This is a genomic window from Dankookia sp. GCM10030260 (assembly GCF_042666655.1).
GTDB lineage: Bacteria > Pseudomonadota > Alphaproteobacteria > Acetobacterales > Acetobacteraceae > Paracraurococcus.
Genome location: NZ_JBHTDE010000002.1, coordinates 796657 through 813790, shown reverse-complemented (window position 1 = coordinate 813790; position 17134 = coordinate 796657). Strand labels below are relative to the sequence as shown.

The window sequence follows — 17134 nt, the reverse complement described above, 5'->3', positions numbered from 1 at the left end:
GTTGGTACCTGCCGATCGGTAGGTATCGACCCACGAAGCCGCATGAGTGGTCCGGCAGGGATGACGTCTCTCCCTCCGCGCCGTACTACCCTAGCGGCCGTCCTTCGTAGACTCCGTATTGCAGGTAGTGTTGCAGCGGGTCGAGCCCGGCCGCCGCGACATCGGGATTCGCCGCCAGGTAGGCGTTGGTGCGGAAATTTGGTCCCGGGTCTACCCCGGCCTTCCAGCCATAGAGGTCGTAGTGCAGCAGCGGGTCGATCCCCGCCGCGGCGACGCCGGGATTCTGCGCCAGGTAGTATTGGGTGTCGAAGAGGTAGTTCGGGTTCACCCCTGCCCGCCAGCCATAGGCCTGCCAATGCGCGTAAGCGTCGATACCGGCGGCGCCGACTGCCGGGTTGGTCAGCAGGTAGTAGGCGGCGTCGAAGCCGCCATTGATGCCGAAGCCGACCGCCGGATGCGCCGGCCGCCCTTCGGCCTGGCCATAGTCCAGGTAATGCACCAGCGGGTTCAGCCCAGCCCGCGCCACGTCCGGGTTCTGCAGAAGATAGAGCGTGGTGTCGAAGCTGGCCGAGGGGTCGCGGCCCTCCTTCCAGCCGTAGTTCAGGTAGTGCGCGTAGGCGTCCAGCCCGGCCCGGGCAATTTCCGGATAGGCAGCGTTGTAGCCGGCATAATCGAACGGGCCGGTGCGGACGGTCACCGACCCGGTCGACAGGTCCCAGGTCGTCCCGGTTGCCTGGAAGTAGACCGTCTCCACCTTCTGCGAATTGGCGTTGAAGTAGCCGTTGAAGATGATGGCGTTCGAGCCGCCCGCGGTCTGCAGGGTCAGGTCGCCGCCGAAGCTGCTGCGGATGGGTTGGAAATAGGCCTCGGTCCAGTCGGCACCGATCACCACCCGATCAACGCCGGAGGTCTCGTTGATCACGTCTCGGCCGAAGGCGCCGGAGAAGAAATAAAGGTCGTTGCCGTCGCCGCCCCGAAGGTCGTCATTGCCGCCGTAACCGATGATGCGGTCGTTTCCGGTGGTGGCGGTGATCGTTTCCGCCGCGGCGGTGCCGGTGAAGCCGACATTCGCGAAGGCGGATCCGTCCGCCAGGGTCCAGACCGTGCCGGTGGCCGTGAAGAGTACGCTCTCCACCAGCCCCCTGGAGACGCCCGAGGCATTGAAATACTGGTTGAGCGTGACGGAGTTGTCGCCACCGAGTTGCTGGATGATCAGGTCGCCACCGAAGGCCGATCGCACCAGCCTGAATTCTGCAGGGCGGTAATCCGCACCGAACTGGATCTGGTCGATGCCGCTGACGTCGTTGGTGACGGTGTCGCGGCCGAAGGCGCCCGAGACGACATAGATATCGTTGCCATCTCCGCCGCGCAGTTCGTCGTTGCCGCCAAAACCGGTGATGGCGTCGTCGCCCGCGGTTCCGATCAGTGTTTCGCTGGCATTACTACCCAATATGATCATTCCAGTGCTCCATTGACACGGATTGGGCGCTGCTTTTTGTATGCAACGTCACAAAATCGAGCAGCTCTACCCGACTAACTGCAATGCTATTTGCAAAAAACTGTGTTCTTTACACTATTTTGTGAAATCAAAAACGAAACTAAACTGGTTTGATCAAACCTTCTGCTCGCTGTCTGTCTGTCGGCACACGGCGTTGTCATGCCTCCCGAGGCCCGGTCGTGCGCTCCCGTATCGCTGGCATCACGGCCGGAAGGGACTGGCCGCGCGTGCCGCAGCCCCCACATCCGTGCCGGAACGAGACCCGAGGAGAGAGACCATGGCGAAAGCCCAGACCCTAGAGACCCGCAACGACGTCAAGACGAATGCGAAGCAGGTCTCGATCGGCACGCTGCAGGGGTGCCTCGTCGACGGCATCGACCTTTACAACGCGACGCGGCAGGCCCATTGGAACGTCAAGGGCCCGCATTTCGGCTCGCTGCACAAGCTGTTCGAGGAATTCTACAACGCGCTGCAGCTCAGCACCGACGACCTGGCCGAGCGCATCGTCCAGCTCGGCGGCACCGCCGTCGGCACCACCCAGGTCCTGGCCAAGTCCACCCGCCTGCCGCCCTACCCGACCGACCTGCATGCCGGCATGGACCATGTGCGGGCGCTGGCCGACCGTTACGCCCTGGTGGCGAAGACGCTGCGCGAGGGGATCGACGAGACCGACGAGGCCGGCGATGCCGACACCGCCGACCTGCTGACCGAGCAGTCCCGCGCCATCGACAAGATGCTCTGGATGATCGAGGCGCATCTGGGCGGCGACACCGAGCGCTAGCGGCGGCGGGGGGCCTGCGGGCCCCCCTTCCCCATACCCGTCCGCCGACTCGCGCTTCGCATTGTATCGAGGCGGCGAGGCGGCTATCGTGGCGGGATCAGGGGAACAAGACATGAACGACCTGTTCGGTGGCAAGCGGCCTCCGAAGGGCGGGACCGCCGAGCCCGCCTCCTACACTGCCCGTGATATCGAGGTCCTGGAGGGGCTGGAGCCGGTCCGGCGCCGGCCCGGGATGTATATCGGCGGCACCGACGAGAACGCCCTGCACCATTTGGCGGCCGAGATCCTCGACAACGCGATGGACGAGGCGGTGGCCGGCCATGCCGACCGGATCGAGGTGACGCTGGAGGCGGGAAACTGGCTGCTGGTGCGCGACAACGGGCGGGGGATCCCGACCGACCCGCACCCGAAATTCCCGAAGCTGAGCGCGCTCGAGGTCATCTTCACCACGCTGCATTCGGGCGGCAAATTCTCCGGCAAGGCCTATGAGACCTCGGGCGGTCTGCACGGCGTGGGGTCTTCCGTGGTCAACGCGCTGTCGGAGACGATGGAGGTCGAGGTCGCACGCGACCGGACGCTCTTCACCCAGGCCTATTCGCGCGGCAAGCCGCTCGGCAAGCTGAAGAATGCCGGCGCCATCCACAACCGCCGCGGCACCTCCATCCGCTTCCGGCCGGACCCGGAGATCTTCGGCGCCCTGCAGTTCTCGGCGGCCCGGCTGTACCGGCTCTGCCGCTCCAAGGCCTACCTGTACCGGGGGGTCGAGATCCGCTGGGCCTGCGACCTGGCCTTGGCGAAGGACGAGACGCCGGCCCAGGCCACCCTGCACTTCCCCGGCGGCCTGGCCGACTACCTGGCCGGGGCGATCGAGGGCCGCGGCCAGGTCGTCGCCGCGCCCTATGTCGGCGAGGCCGCCTTCCCCGACGGCGCCGGCCGGTGCGAGTGGGCCATCACCTGGCTCGACCAGGGCGAGGGCTTCCTCTCGACCTATGCCAACACCATCCCGACCAGCCAGGGCGGTACGCATGAGGCCGGGCTGCGCGGTGCCCTGGTCAAGGGCCTGCGCGCCTATGGCGAGTTGAAGAAGGACAAGCGCGCGGCGTCGGTCACCGCCGAGGACCTGTTCGGCGGCATGGCCGGGATGCTGAGCGTCTTCGTCCGCGAGCCGCAATTCCAGGGCCAGACCAAGGAGAAGCTGACCAGCCCGGAAGCGCAGCGGCTGGTCGAGGCCGCGCTGCGCGACCATTTCGACCATTGGCTGGCCGGCGACCCGCAGACCGCCGACAACCTGATGGCCTGGGCGATCGAACGCGCCGAGGACCGGATCCGACGGCGCGAGCAGAAGGAGACGCCGCGCAAGTCGGCGACCCGCAAGCTGCGGCTGCCCGGCAAGCTGGCCGATTGCAGCCGGGAAGGCATCGACGGCACCGAGCTGTTCCTGGTGGAGGGCGATTCCGCCGGCGGGTCGGCCAAGCAGGCGCGCGACCGCGAGACCCAGGCAGTCCTCCCGCTGCGCGGCAAGATCCTGAACGTCGCCAGCGCCAGCGCCGACAAGCTGCGGCAGAACCAGGAGCTGAAGGACCTGATCGAGGCGCTGGGCTGCGGCGCCGGCGACCGCTTCGACCTGGCGCGGCTGCGCTACGGCCGCATCGTCATCATGACCGATGCCGACGTGGACGGCGCGCATATCGCCGCCCTGCTGATGACCTTCTTCTACAAGGAACTGCGCGAGCTGGTCAGCCAGGGCCGGGTCTTCCTGGCCCAGCCGCCGCTCTACCGGCTGCAGGCCGCCGGGAAGTCGGTCTATGCCATGGACGACCGCGACCGCGAGCGGATCCAGAAGCGCGAGTTCAAGCCGAACCAGAAGGTTGAGGTCAGCCGCTTCAAGGGGCTCGGCGAGATGCCTCCGGCGACGCTGAAGGAAACCACGATGGACCCGAAGCGGCGCACCCTGCTGCGGGTGGTGCTGCCGCCGGAAGACCGGGCCTCGACCGCCGAGCTGATGGAGGCGCTGATGGGCCGCAGGCCCGAGCTGCGCTTCAAGTTCATCCAGGACAATGCGGCGAAGCTTGACGTGGAGGAGGTGGACGTCTGAGCCTCACGGCCCCAGTGGCCGGAAGGACAGCGACATCTTCGCCACGGCCAGTTCCAGGCAGGGTTTCAGCGCGGGCGGGAATTCGATCCAGAGCGTGGCGATCACTGCCCCGCCGTGCGCCAGGAAACTGCGCCGGTAGTAGATGCGGTCGGCGAGGTAGCCGGTCAGCACGAACCAGTCCGGGGTGACCCGGCGATAGGTGACGCTGCCGCGGCCGTTGTCGCGGATGTCCCGCTCCGCCTCGGCCAGCACCGCCGCCAGCGACTGGCGCTGGCCGTTGCGGAGGCCGGTCAGGACCGCGGTCGCCCGGCCCCCGACGGCCCAGAAGCGGGCGCTGTCGCCGTTCTCCGGCACGCTGTCGGGATCGAGGACGAAGCTGGCCGGGTAATCCATGCCGAAGCCCCAGCCCGGGTTCCGGTAGGCCAGCACCTTCGTCTCGCGCAGTGCCTCGCAACCTGGCTGCGCCGAGGACGGCGTGGAAAGCAGCAGGAGCAGGACGAGGCCGGCCGTCGCGCGCAGGGCTAGCGCCTTGCCCCCTGGCCGCGCCACAGCGGTTCCCACCGCCGAACCGGCTCCCGCCCCAACTTCACGCAATCGGCGGCGGTGGCCGGCGCCTGTCCGGGCTGTCGGCGCCACAGCACGGCAATCCGCGGCGCGGCCTTGATTTCGGCGGCAGACCAGCCCACGCGCCGCTGCAGATCCATCCCATTCATCATGGTCTCTCCGGCATGGCCGAATGCTGGCCAAGCCGAGGCAAACGCGCCGCGGCGGCCATGGCTCCCGGCCCTGCCGGCAGCGGTCGTCTCGACCCGAAATCGGTTCGATGGCAAGGTTCCGCTGGACCTGGACAGCCGACCTGGTGACGTACGAGATCCGGCGGCCCCGGCGCCGACCCTATCGCCATCCGCGGCGGCATCGACACCGTCAGGGCCGGCGCAGGCTATGTCGGGCACGCCGCCGACCAGGTCAGCACCGCGAGGATCTTCCAGGGCGTCGAGAACCTCACCCTCACCACCGGCCGCGGCGAGGACCTGATCATGACCGGCGACGGAGTCGATGGGCTGGACGGCGGCGCCGGCTGGGATATCGCAGCGGTCGGCGACCACGACGCCGATGGCAGGTCCGCCATCCCCTGGCAGGAGCCGATGGGGAGGTTTCGCTTTGGCTGATGGGCGGCTGTGCCGTCACGGTCACCGCCTCGCTCGTCAACCCGGGCACCGCCTGGACGATCGCCCGACGCCGCACGCCCTGCGGCATGGCCGTCCCGGCGCGCCGGGACGGCCAGCAGCGGCCCGCCGCCGGAATCGCGTCGGGCGCCTCGGCTCAGGCCTTGACCAGCGGGCACCCCCCCTCGCTCAGCGGCCGCCAGGCCTGGTCGGGCGGAATGTCGGTGATCAGCTTGCAGAAGTCGTATTTGTGCTTCGCCTCGGCCTCCCGCTTCACCTCCCACAGATGCATCACGTGCAGGGTGCGGCCGTCCTCGCGGATGCGGACATCGGCATTGTACATGTCGTTCACCGGCGTCGCCTTCATCCGCGCCGCCACCGCATCGGCATCCGTGCTGCCGACCGCCTGCGCCGATTTCAGCCAATGCGTCACCCCGGTGTAGACCGCGGCATGCTGCAGCCCGGGCGGCGTGGTCATCTTCGCCATGTAGCGCCGCGACCAGATGCGGGCCGGCTCCGACTGGTCCCAGTAGAAGCTGTCGGTCAGCACCATCCCCTCGCAGGTCCTCTGCCCCAACGCGACTAGGTCGGTGACCTGCACCAGCAGCGTGGCGATCCGCGCGCCGCCGCGGGTCAGGCCGAATTCGGCGGCCTGCTTGATGCAGTTCTGCAGGTCGGTCCCGGCCAAGGCGAAGCCGATCACCTTGGCGCCAGAGGCCTTCGCCTGGATCAGGAAGGAGGAGAAATCCGCGTTGTTCAGCGGCGCCCGTACCGCGCCCAGCACCTTGCCGCCGGCGCCGCGGACGGCGGCCATGGTGTCGCGTTCCAGCGCATGGCCGAAGGCATAGTCGGCGGTGATGAAGTACCAGGAATCGCCGCCCGCCTTGGTCAACGCCGTGCCGGTGCCATGCGCCAGCGCGTAGGTGTCGAAGCCGAAATGCATCCCGTAGGGCGAGCATTTGGCTCCCGTCATGTCGGAGGTCGCCGGTCCGGTGATCAGGTAGATGCGCTTCTTCTCCCGGCACACCTCCTGGATCGCCAGGCCGGAGGAACTGGCCGCGCCGTCCACCAGCACGTCGACGCCGAGATTGTCGATCCATTCCCGCGCCAGCCCGGCCGACACATCAGCGCGATTCTGGCCGTCCGCCTGCCGCGTGGTGACTGGCCTGCCCAGCACGGTCCCACCGAAATCCTGGATGGCGAGCTCGGCCGCGACCCGGTTGCCGGGGCCGCCGACATCGCGGAAGGGCCCGCTCATGTCGCTGAGCAGGCCGATCTGCACCGGGCGCGACTGGGCTTGCAGCAGCCCGGGTGCGGCCAGCGGCAGCGTGGCCATCCCGGCGAGGAGGGCGCGGCGTTCGATCTTGGACATGGTTCTGTTCTCCCTGCCGCAACGATGCCTCGAACCCGCGCCGGACTCAAACCGCCGTGGCAGGATGCGCCGGCCATGCGCCCGATCCTCCTCCTCGTCGCCCTGCTGTTCGCCATGCCGGCCGAGGCCCGGCCGGATGCGGCCTCGCTGGAGGCGGCGCGGCGCTTCCTTTGCCCCAATGGCGGCACGCCGGTCCGCGGCCAGGGCGGTCGCTGCCGGGCGGCGGCGGGCGAAGGCTCGGCGCGCGGGTGGGACCGCGGGCTGCCGCCGCCGGCGCATCGCCAAGCGGCCTGCCCGGAGGGCACCCGCGCGGCCGAGGCACGGGCGCGCCCCGAAGCGGTCCGCTGCGTCCCCGACTAGGCCCGCAGCCAGTCCCGCAGCAGCGCGGTGGTCACCGCCGGCGCCTCCATCGGCGGCAGGTGGCCGCAGCCAGGGATGTGGTGCAGCACCGCGCCGGGGATGCCGGCGGCGATCTCCGCGGCCAGGGCGGGCGGGGTCAGCGCATCCGCCTCCCCCACCGCGACCAGGGTGGGCAGGCGGATGCCGGGCAGCTCCGGGCGGCTGTCCGGCCGGCCAAGGATCGCCGCCTGCTGCCGCAGGAAGGCGTCGCGGCCGACCCGCTCGGCCATGCCGATCACTGCCTGGCCGACCGGCCCGGCCAAGTTGTCGGGGTGCACGAGTTGCGGCAGCAGCCGCGGCGTCACCCCCTTGAACAGGCCGGTGCGGGTCAGGGCCATCAGCCCGCGGCGGCGGCGCGCCTGCTCCGGCGAGTCGGGCCGGGCGGAGGTGTCGAACAGCGCCAGCCGAGTCACCCGCCCGGGCGCCTGGCGCAGGATCTCGAAGGCGAGGTAGCCGCCCATCGACAGGCCGGCGAGGGCGAAACGCGGCGGTGCCGCGGCGAGCGCCCGCGCCGCCATCGCGGCCAGGCTGTCGTCGCGCGTGGTGTCGGCGATCAGGCAGGCCGCATCCTCGCACAGCCCCGCGACCTGGTCGCGCCACAGGCGTTCGTCGCAGAGCAGGCCGGGCAGCAGCAGAAGAGGAAGCGTTTCAGGCATGGCGCCCATGCCCCATAATCGCAGCGGACGCGGCTTACAATCTCCTGCAAAGCTTGATTTCCTGGCCATAGAAGCGCATATGCCGCCCTGATCTGGAACGGCGGCCTGATCTCTCGGCACGCCGCGCGTCGGTTTTCGGCCCTTGCCCTCTGCAACCGGCCGCCATGCCGCCGCTGTCCCGGCGAAGGAACCGACCGCACTTGAACGATACTCCCGACCGGCCTGCCGAGATGGCTGCCGACCTCCCGCACCACGCCACCGAAGCGGCGGAGCCCGTCGTCGTCCAGGTCGAGGCAAGCGACGCGCCTGCCGAGGCCGACGCGCCCGTCGCCGAAGCGACCGCCGAGCCCGTGGAGTCCGACGTCGCACCGCTGGAGGCGGCAGCGGAGCCCCTCGTGGCGACCGCCGAAGCTCTGGAGGAGGCGGACGAATCTGCCCCGCGCGAGAGCTATTCGGACGACGAGGACGAATACAACGAGCAGGAGGCGGACGACGCCGCCCCGCGGGTGACCTTCGCCGATCTTGGCCTGTCCGAGCCCATCCTGCGCGCCGTGACCGAAGCCGGCTACGTCACGCCGACGCCGATCCAGGAAGCCGCCATCCCGATCGTGCTGATGGGCCGCGACGTGCTGGGCTGCGCCCAGACCGGCACCGGCAAGACCGCCGGCTTCACCCTGCCGATGCTCGACATCCTGGCCAGCGGCCGGGCCAAGGCGCGCATGCCGCGCTCCCTGATCCTGGAGCCGACGCGCGAGCTGGCGCTGCAGGTCGCCGAGAATTTCGTCAAGTACGGCAAGCACCTCAACCTGGTGCATGCCCTGCTGATCGGCGGCGAGAGCATGAACGACCAGCGCGCGGTGCTCGAGAAGGGCGTCGACGTCCTGATCGCCACGCCGGGTCGGCTGCTCGACCTGTTCGACCGTGGCCGCATCCTGCTGGCGGACTGCAAGGTGCTCGTCATCGACGAGGCCGACCGCATGCTGGACATGGGCTTCATCCCGGACGTGGAGCGGATCGTGTCCATGCTGCCGCCGATGCGGCAGACCCTGTTCTTCTCGGCCACCATGGCGCCCGAGATCCGCAAGCTGGCCGATGCCTTCCTGCAGAACCCGAAGGAGATCAGCGTCTCGGCGCCGGCCAGCGTGGCGAGCACCATCGTCGCCGGCCTGCTCTGGACGCGCGAGCTCGACAAGCGGGAGGCGCTGCGCCGCCTGATCCGCCGCGAGCAGGTGCAGAACGCGCTGATCTTCTGCAACCGGAAGACCGAGGTCGACATCCTCTACAAGTCGCTCAAGCGGCACGGCTTCTCGGTCGGCGCGCTGCATGGCGACATGGACCAGCCGACCCGCTTTGCCACGCTGAACAAGTTCAAGGCGAACGAGCTGCAGCTGCTGGTCTGCTCGGATGTCGCGGCACGCGGCATCGACATCGGCGGCCTCTCCCACGTCTTCAACTTCGACGTGCCCTTCCGCGACGAGGACTACGTCCACCGCATCGGCCGCACCGGCCGTGCCGGCAAGCAGGGCGCCGCCTTCACCCTGGCCACGGCGGATGACGCCCGCAACGTCGCGGCGATCGAGAAGCTGACCGGGCGGCCTATCCCGCGCATCGAGATCGAAGGCCTGGACCCGGTCAGCAACGAGGAGATCGCCGAGGCGGCGGCGCGGCCGAAGGGCCGTGGCCGTGGCGGCGTGCCCGCGCGTGGCGGCCGCAGCGGCGGCAGCAGCAGCCGCGACGCCGGCCGCGGCGGCCGTGACCGGCGTCCCGCCCGTCCCGAGCGCGAGATCGCCGCGGAGACCGCGCCGGTCGCCGAGGTGGTGGCCGAGCGCCCCGCCCGGCCCGAGCGCGACCGCAGCGGCCCGCCGCGCGAGCGCGACCGTGCCCCGCGTGGCGCGCGGCCCGAGCGGAGCGGCCGGGACCGGCCCGAGCGTGGACCCGACCGCGAGCGGGGCGATCGCGCGCCCGAGCGTGTCGAGGCCGAGCGTCCCGACCGGTTCGAGCGCGACCGCGCCGCCCCGCCGGCGCGTGATTTCGACCGCGACCGGGCGCCGATGGCGCGCGGTCGCGACCGCGACGACCATCGCCGCCGCGACCGCGACCGGGACGATCTCGGCCCATCGGTCCGCGGTTTCGGCGATGCCGTCCCGGCCTTCATGCTGATCCCCATCCCCCGCTTCCGCCGCGACCCCGCGGCGGAGCAGGAGCAGGAAGCGGCCTGAGCCGCTCGCGCCTGCCTCCGGTGGTGAACGCGGCCAGGGCATCCCTGGCCGTTTTCGTATCCGCCGCCCGTTGCGGGACCCCCGGCCCCGCGCCAAGTTGCGGCCATCGTCACGTCTCGAGGAGACCATCCATGAACGTCGCCAACGCCGTCGCCATCCCCTCCTCGGGCGCCTCCGATACCGCGGTCGTCGCCCCGCGTCGCGGGCAGCCCGCCTTTGTCTGGGAGGACCCGCTGCTGCTGGAGGGCGCGCTCTCCGAGGATGAGCGGATGATCCGCGACGCCGCGCACCAGTTCTGCCAGGAGAAGCTGCTGCCGCGCGTGCAGGAGGCCTTCCGCAAGGAAACCTTCGACCGCGAGATCATGAACGAGTTCGGCGAGATGGGCTTCCTCGGCGCCACGCTGCACGGCTATGGCTGCGCCGGGATCAACTACGTCTCCTACGGGCTGATGGCGCGCGAGGTGGAGCGCGTCGACAGCGGCTACCGCAGCGCCTTCTCCGTGCAGTCCAGCCTGGTGATGTACCCGATCTACGCCTTCGGGTCGGACGCGCAGAAGGAGAAGTTCCTGCCCAAGCTGCGCACCGGCGAGTTCGTCGGCTGCTTCGGCCTGACCGAGCCCGATGCCGGCTCCGACCCGTCCTCCATGCGGACGCGGGCGAAGAAGGTCGATGGCGGCTACATCCTCAACGGCTCGAAGACCTGGATCACCAACTCGCCGATCGCCGACGTCGCCGTGGTCTGGGCCAAGGACGACGAAGGCATCCTGCGCGGCTTCCTGGTCGAGCGCGGCATGAAGGGCTTCACCACCCCGAAGATCGAGGGCAAGTTCAGCCTGCGCGCCAGCGTCACCGGCATGATCATGCTGGACGACGTCTTCGTGCCTGAGGAGAACCGCCTGCCCGGCGTGAAGTCCCTGGCCGGCCCCTTCTCCTGCCTCAACCGCGCCCGCTACGGCATCGCCTGGGGTGCCCTCGGCGCCGCCGAGGATTGCTGGCACCGCGCCCGCGAATACACCCTGCAGCGCAAGATGTTCGGCCGGCCGCTGGCGCAGACCCAGCTGGTGCAGAAGAAGCTGGCCGACATGCAGACCGAGATCACCCTCGGCCTGCACGCCGTGCTGCGGGTCGGCCGGCTGTTCGACGAGGACCGCGCGGCGCCGGAGATGATCTCCCTGGTCAAGCGCAACAACTGCGGCAAGTCGCTCGACATCGCCCGCGTCGCCCGCGACATGCACGGCGGCAACGGCATCGTCGACGAGTACCACGTGATCCGCCACGTCATGAACCTCGAGACGGTCAATACCTACGAGGGCACGCATGACGTCCACGCACTGATCCTCGGCCGGGCGCAGACCGGGCTGAACGCCTTCGGCGGGTGAGCCGATCCAGGCCCGGCGACGGCGGCCGACGCGATGGGCAGCCTGCCGGGCCTGACCGACGTGGCGGAGATCGAGCGCGCGATCCAATTGGCGATCGCGCCAGCCTTCCTGCTGACCGGCATCTTCAGCCTGGTCACCATCCTGGCCAACCGGCTGGCGCGGATGATCGACCGCGAGCGGGCGGTGCGCACCGGCTTGGCGCAGCCGCTGCCTGGCGAGCAGCGCACCATCGTCCGTCGCGCCCGGCAGGCTCACCGGGCCATCGGCGCCTGCGTGCTGGCGGCGATCCTGCTCTGCCTGCTGATCGTCATGGCCTTCGCCGGCATCCTGCTGCAGTTGGATGTCGCCTGGGTGCTGGCGGCGCTGCTGGTCGCGGCGATGCTGGCGCTGATGGTCGCGCTGCTGCTGCTGCTCGCCGAGATCGGCCTGGCCTTCCGTCACTTGCCGCTGCCCCCTGATGAATGACCTGACTCTCGAGACCCTGCGGATCGAAGCCCTGGGCGCCGCCGGCGACGGCATCGCCCGGCGCGACGGCAGGACGGTCTTCCTCCCCGGCACGCTGCCGGGGGAGACGGTGCACGCCCGCCTGATGGGCAAGCGTGGCGAGGCCCTGGCCGCCGAGGCGGCGGCAGTGCTGGCCGCCTCCCCCGACCGCGTCGCGCCGCCCTGCCCGCATTTCTCCCAGTGCGGCGGCTGCGCCATCCAGCATCTGGCCGATGTGCCCTATGCCGAATGGAAGCGGGCCAAGCTGGTCGATGCGCTGGCCCGCGCCGGCTTTCCCGATGCACCGGTCGGCGCGCTGGAACGCACGCCGCCGAACACGCGGCGGCGCGCGGACCTGGCGCTGCGGCGCGGCCCGGGGGGTGGCGTGCTGCTCGGCTTCCACGGCCGCGGCACCGATGCGGTGACAGACCTCGCGACCTGCGCCGTGCTCGACCCGCGCATCGTCGCGCTGTTCGAACCGCTGCGCGTCCTCTTCAAGCGGCTGGCGGCGCTGAAGCGCGACGGCTCGGCGGTGGTGAACCTGCTGGACACCGGGCCCGACCTGCTGCTGCGCACCGATGGCGCGCTGGACGCGCCGGCGCGCGGCCTGCTGGCCGCCTTTGCCGCCGCGCACGGCATCCCGCGCATCGCCTGGGCGCAGGGCACCAAACTGCCGGAGACCGCGGCGCAGCTCGGCCGGGTCGGCATCGCGCTCGGCGGCACGGCGGTCGCGCCGCCGGCCGGCGCCTTCCTGCAGGCCAGCCCGGCCGGAGAGGCGGCGATCGTCGCGGCCGTCCTGGCCGGGCTGCCGGCGAAGCTGCCGCCGCGCGCCGCGATCGCCGATCTGTTCGCCGGGCTGGGCACGCTGAGCTTCCCGCTGGCGACCCGCGCCCGGGTGGTGGCTTTCGAAGGTATGGCGGAATCGGTCACCGCGCTGGCCGCCGGGGCGGGCAATGCAGGCGCCCGGGTGCAGGCGGTGCGGCGCGACCTCGACCGCCAGCCCTTGATCGCGAAAGAGTTACAGAGTTATGCGGCGGTGGTGCTCGATCCGCCCCTCAACGGCGCCGCGGCGCAGATGCCGCTGCTGGCGAGGTCGGTGGTACCCAGGGTCATCTACGTGTCCTGCAACCCTGCCGCCCTGGCGCGCGACGCCCAGGTGCTGGCCCAGGCCGGCTTCAAGGTGCTGGCGGCGACGCCGGTGGACCAATTCCTCTGGTCGCCGCACCTGGAAAGCGTGGTGGTCTTCACCCGATAGCTCCACGGAACGGGTTGATCCCAGGCCGCCGCCGACCATTCAATGGGGCAGCTTCTTCAGGGACGGACGTTCCATGACCGCACGAATGAACCGCCGCCTGGCGCTGGCTGGGCTGCCGGCGCTGCTGGCCGCCCCGGCCGTCCTGCGCGGCGCCGCGGCGCAGACGGCACCGGCCGCTGCTGCCTCCGCCGCGCCGCAGGCCCCAGGCTTCTACCGCTTCAAGGTCGGCGGCTTCACCGTCACCACCGTGCATGACGGCTTCTTCGAGCGCCCGGTCGCCGGTTTCGTGCGCAACGCGCCGCTGGTGGAGGTGCAGAAGGTCCTGGCCGAAAGCTTCCTGCCGACCGACACGCTGCGCATCCCCTTCACCGTCACCTTCGTCGAGACGCCAGCCGGGCTGGTGGTGTTCGACGCCGGCAACGGGGCGACCGCCGCCGGCGACACGCGCGGGCGGATGATCGCCAACATGGCCGCCGCCGGGCTCGACCCTGCCAAGGTCACCAAGGTTATCCAGAGCCATTTCCACGGCGACCACGTGAACGGCCTGCTGAACGCCGCCGGCGGCGCCGCCTTCCCGAATGCCGAGATCATCGTCCCCGCCGTCGAATGGGCCTGGTGGAGCGACACCGGCAACGAGACCCGCTCGCCGGAGGGTCAGCGGCCGAATTTCGCCAACAGCGCGCGGCGCTTCGGCCCCTACCAGGGGAAGATCCGCCAGGCGGCCGAGGGCGCCGAGGTCGCGCCGGGCATCCGCGGCGTGCCGGCCTATGGCCATACCCCGGGCCATACCTGCTACCACATCGCCGATGGCGGGCAGGAGGCGATGTTCATCGCCGACCTGACCAACCGGCCGGAATTGCTGGCGCGGCGGCCCGATTTCCACATCGTCTTCGACTTCGACGCGGCGCTGGCCGAGGCATCCCGCCGGCGGGTCTACGACCGCGTCGCGGCCGACCGCATCCGCATCACCGGCTACCATTTCCCCTTCCCCGCCAACGGCTACATGGTGAAGGAAGGCGATGGCTACCGCTTCGTGCCGGCCGATTGGTCGAGCGCGGTCTGAGGGAGACGACGATGAACCGCAGAGGATTCCTGGGCGCCGCCGCGGCGGCGCCGGCGCTCGCGGCCCTGCCCGCAGTCGCGCACCACGCGACGGAGATGGCGCAGGCGCCGGGCTTCTACCGCTTCAAGGTCGGCGGCTTCACCGTGACCACCGTGTTCGACGGCTTCACCCCACGCACCAATCCGGCCCGCACCGGCATGGTGGCGAACCAGGCGCCGGAGGCGGTGGAGCAGGCCTTGAAGGACGCGCTGCTGTCCACGGCGCGGCTGGACAACCCCTTCACCGTCACCTTCCTCGACACCGGCCGCCAGATCATCGCCTTCGATACCGGCACCGGCGGCGGGCAGCTCTCGGCGACCTCGGGGCTGCTGGAGCACAACCTGGAGGCCGCCGGGATCGAGCCCGAGCAGGTCACCCAGGTGGTGTTCAGCCATTTCCATGCCGACCATATCACCGGCCTGACCACCAAGGACAACGTGGCGGTCTTCCCGAATGCCGAGCTGGCGGTGCCGGCGCCGGAATGGGCCTTCTGGACGGATGAGAGCAACGCCGGCCGCGTGCCCGAATTCCAGCGCGGCACCTTCGCCAATGTCCGCCGGCGCTTCGGCCCCTACCAGGGCAAGGTTCGGCAATTCGCCTGGGGGACGGAAGTGGTGCCAGGGGTCCGCGCGCTGGCGGCGCCAGGCCATACGCCGGGGCATACGGTCTTCCAGGTGACCGACGGGTCGGAGCAGCTGTTCGTCATGGCCGACACCTCCAGCCGGCCGGAGCTGTTCCTGCGCCATCCCGGCTGGTTCTCCGGCTTCGACATCGACGGACCGATGGCGAGCGAGAGCCGGCGCAAGCTGTTCGGGCGGGTGGCGGCCGACCGCGCCCGCATCACCGCCTACCACTTCCCCTTCCCCGCCAACGGCTATGTGGCGCACTGGGGCGAGGGTTTCCGCTTCGTGCCGGCGGACTGGTCCAGCACGGTCTGAATCAGGCCTGGGGCGCGGTCAGAAGGCCGCGTCCTCGAAGGCCCGCAGCGACTCGCCGCCGGCAAGCACCTTCGCCGACAGGGAACTCGTCTCCGGCAATATCCGCTGCATGAAGAAGCGCGCCGTCGCCAGCTTCGCCCGGTAGAAGGCGTCGTCCTTCTCCAGCGCGATCTCCGCCATGCGTGCCCAGGCGAAGGCCATGGCGGTGAGGCCGAACAGGCGAAGGTAGTCGGTCGCCGCGGCGCCTGCTTCGAAGGGATTCTTCAGGCCGCGCTGGGCGACTTCCCCGGTCACCTGCTGCAGCCGGCCGAAGGCCTTGGCCAGCGGCAGGATGAACTCCTCCATCGCCGCGACGTCCTGCTGCGCCTCGATGAAGGCGAGGACGGGATGGAAGAAGCTGCGCAGGTAGCGCCCGCCATGCGCGCCGAGCTTGCGACCGACCAGGTCGAGGGCCTGGATGCCGTTGGTGCCCTCGTAGATCTGGGTGATGCGGGCGTCGCGGGCGAACTGCTCCATGCCGTTGTCGCGGACATAGCCGTGCCCGCCCCAGACCTGCATCCCCAGCGTCGCCGCGTCCCAGCCGGTATCGGTGAAGACCGCCTTGATGATCGGCGTCATCAGCTGGACGAAGTCGTCGGCCTGCTGCCGCACCGCGGCATCCGGGTGGCGGACGGAGACGTCGTGCTCCAGCGCCGCCAGCGCGGACAGCGCGCGGCAGCCCTCGGTCATCGCCCGCATGGTCAGCAGCATGCGCCGCACGTCGGGATGGACCAGGATGGGATCCGCAGCCTTCTCTGGCGCCTGGGTGCCCTGTAACCCGCGGCCCTGGATGCGTTCCCGGGCGTACGAGACGGCGTTCTGGTAGGCGATCTCGGCGATGCCGAGGCCCTGGACGCCGACGCCGAGGCGGGCCTCGTTCATCATGGTGAACATCGCCGACAGGCCCTTGTGCGGCCGGCCGACCAGCCAGCCCTTCGCCTCGTCGAAGGCCATCGCGCAGGTCGAGCTCGCCTTGATGCCCATCTTGTGCTCGAGGCCGGTGCAGGTGACGGCATTGCGCGGGCCAGGGCGACCATCCTCCGTCGGCAGGAATTTCGGCACGACGAACAGGCTGATGCCGCGGGTACCCGGCGGCGCGTCGGGCAGCTTCGCCAGCACCAAGTGGATGATGTTGTCGGTCAGGTCATGCTCGCCGGCGCTGATGAAGATCTTGGTGCCGGTGATGCGGTGGCTGCCGTCGTCGGCGGGCACCGCCCTGGTGCGGATCAGGCCGAGATCGGTGCCGCAATGGGGCTCGGTCAGGCACATGGTGCCGGACCACTCGCCGCTGGTGAGCTTCGGCAAGTACAGCGATTTCTGCTCGGGCGTGCCGTGCTTCGAAATCGCCATGTAGGCGCCGTGCGACAGGCCGGGGTACATGCCGAAAGACAGGTTGGCGGAGCAGATCATCTCCTCCACCAGCATGCCGACCGACTTCGGCAGGCCCTGCCCGCCATAGTCCGGATCGGCGCCGAGCGAGGTCCAGCCGGCCTCGCGGAAGGCGCGGTAGGCTTCCGGAAACCCCTGCGGGGTGCGGACCACGCCGTTCTCCAGCGTGCAGCCTTCCTCGTCGCCGCTGCGGTTGAGCGGCAGCAGAACTTCGGCGCAGAATTTCGCGGCCTCCTCCAGCACCGGGTCGACCAGGTCGGGGCCGATCTCCTCGCAGCCCGGCAAGGCGCGCAGGCGGTCGGTGCCGGCAAGCTCGGTGAGGACGAAACGCATGTCGCGCAGCGGGGCGGTGTAGGTCGGCAT

The 17134-nt window shown here is 70.1% G+C and carries 15 protein-coding genes; 10 read left to right on the top strand and 5 right to left on the bottom strand.

All coding sequences use genetic code 11. From position 1 onward, the window contains the following. Nucleotides 1-85: 85 nt before the first annotated feature. Complete coding sequence (locus ACFQS7_RS10300) at nucleotides 86-1459, bottom strand: hypothetical protein (RefSeq protein WP_380066956.1); 1374 nt, start codon at nucleotides 1457-1459, stop codon at nucleotides 86-88. A gap of 316 nt (nucleotides 1460-1775) precedes the next feature. On the opposite strand from ACFQS7_RS10300, the gene dps reads away from it, so the two are divergent. Together dps and parE are read left to right on the top strand one after the other, a co-directional pair. After that, nucleotides 1776-2279, top strand: coding sequence for a DNA starvation/stationary phase protection protein Dps (dps, locus tag ACFQS7_RS10295; protein ID WP_380066955.1), 504 nt, complete (start codon nucleotides 1776-1778; stop codon nucleotides 2277-2279). A 112-nt stretch (nucleotides 2280-2391) separates the two neighbouring features. Then, a complete protein-coding gene (gene parE / locus ACFQS7_RS10290; protein WP_380066954.1) occupies nucleotides 2392-4374 on the top strand; it encodes a DNA topoisomerase IV subunit B in 1983 nt (660 codons plus the stop codon). A gap of 3 nt (nucleotides 4375-4377) precedes the next feature. Here parE and ACFQS7_RS10285 read toward each other — a convergent pair whose 3' ends face one another. Next, a complete protein-coding gene (locus ACFQS7_RS10285) occupies nucleotides 4378-4923 on the bottom strand; it encodes a hypothetical protein (protein WP_380066953.1) in 546 nt (181 codons plus the stop codon). 488 nt (nucleotides 4924-5411) lie between these two features. On the opposite strand from ACFQS7_RS10285, the gene ACFQS7_RS10280 reads away from it, so the two are divergent. Continuing rightward, a complete protein-coding gene (locus tag ACFQS7_RS10280) occupies nucleotides 5412-5543 on the top strand; it encodes a hypothetical protein (RefSeq protein WP_380066952.1) in 132 nt (43 codons plus the stop codon). 154 nt (nucleotides 5544-5697) lie between these two features. Here ACFQS7_RS10280 and ACFQS7_RS10275 read toward each other — a convergent pair whose 3' ends face one another. Then, nucleotides 5698-6912: an ABC transporter substrate-binding protein gene (locus ACFQS7_RS10275; protein ID WP_380066951.1), complete on the bottom strand. Its 1215-nt coding sequence runs from the start codon at nucleotides 6910-6912 to the stop codon at nucleotides 5698-5700. Nucleotides 6913-6987: 75 nt separating this feature from the next. On the opposite strand from ACFQS7_RS10275, the gene ACFQS7_RS10270 reads away from it, so the two are divergent. Further along, on the top strand, nucleotides 6988-7272 hold the full coding sequence (locus ACFQS7_RS10270) for a hypothetical protein (RefSeq protein ID WP_380066950.1): 285 nt from the start codon (nucleotides 6988-6990) through the stop codon (nucleotides 7270-7272). Here the strand turns inward: ACFQS7_RS10270 and ACFQS7_RS10265 are convergent. Then, nucleotides 7269-8087 (bottom strand): alpha/beta fold hydrolase, encoded by an 819-nt coding sequence (locus ACFQS7_RS10265; RefSeq protein WP_380066949.1) that lies wholly within the window; start codon nucleotides 8085-8087, stop codon nucleotides 7269-7271. The genes ACFQS7_RS10270 and ACFQS7_RS10265 overlap by 4 nt on opposite strands. 386 nt (nucleotides 8088-8473) lie before the next feature. On the opposite strand from ACFQS7_RS10265, the gene ACFQS7_RS10260 reads away from it, so the two are divergent. From ACFQS7_RS10260 to ACFQS7_RS10235, 6 genes are all read left to right on the top strand, one after another. Further along, complete coding sequence (locus tag ACFQS7_RS10260) at nucleotides 8474-10186, top strand: DEAD/DEAH box helicase (RefSeq protein ID WP_380067241.1); 1713 nt, start codon at nucleotides 8474-8476, stop codon at nucleotides 10184-10186. 131 nt (nucleotides 10187-10317) lie between these two features. Beyond that, a complete protein-coding gene (locus ACFQS7_RS10255; RefSeq protein WP_380066948.1) occupies nucleotides 10318-11565 on the top strand; it encodes an acyl-CoA dehydrogenase in 1248 nt (415 codons plus the stop codon). Nucleotides 11566-11598: 33 nt separating this feature from the next. After that, nucleotides 11599-12030, top strand: coding sequence for a DUF2721 domain-containing protein (locus ACFQS7_RS10250; protein WP_380066947.1), 432 nt, complete (start codon nucleotides 11599-11601; stop codon nucleotides 12028-12030). Next, complete coding sequence (locus ACFQS7_RS10245; RefSeq protein ID WP_380066946.1) at nucleotides 12023-13303, top strand: class I SAM-dependent RNA methyltransferase; 1281 nt, start codon at nucleotides 12023-12025, stop codon at nucleotides 13301-13303. Before ACFQS7_RS10250 ends, ACFQS7_RS10245 begins: the two co-directional genes overlap by 8 nt. 73 nt (nucleotides 13304-13376) lie before the next feature. Beyond that, nucleotides 13377-14366: an MBL fold metallo-hydrolase gene (locus ACFQS7_RS10240; RefSeq protein WP_380066945.1), complete on the top strand. Its 990-nt coding sequence runs from the start codon at nucleotides 13377-13379 to the stop codon at nucleotides 14364-14366. Between the two features lie 11 nt (nucleotides 14367-14377). Further along, entirely contained in the window at nucleotides 14378-15343 is a 966-nt protein-coding gene (locus ACFQS7_RS10235; protein ID WP_380066944.1) for an MBL fold metallo-hydrolase, read from the top strand. An 18-nt stretch (nucleotides 15344-15361) separates the two neighbouring features. Here ACFQS7_RS10235 and ACFQS7_RS10230 read toward each other — a convergent pair whose 3' ends face one another. Then, on the bottom strand, nucleotides 15362-17134 hold the full coding sequence (locus ACFQS7_RS10230; RefSeq protein ID WP_380066943.1) for an acyl-CoA dehydrogenase C-terminal domain-containing protein: 1773 nt from the start codon (nucleotides 17132-17134) through the stop codon (nucleotides 15362-15364).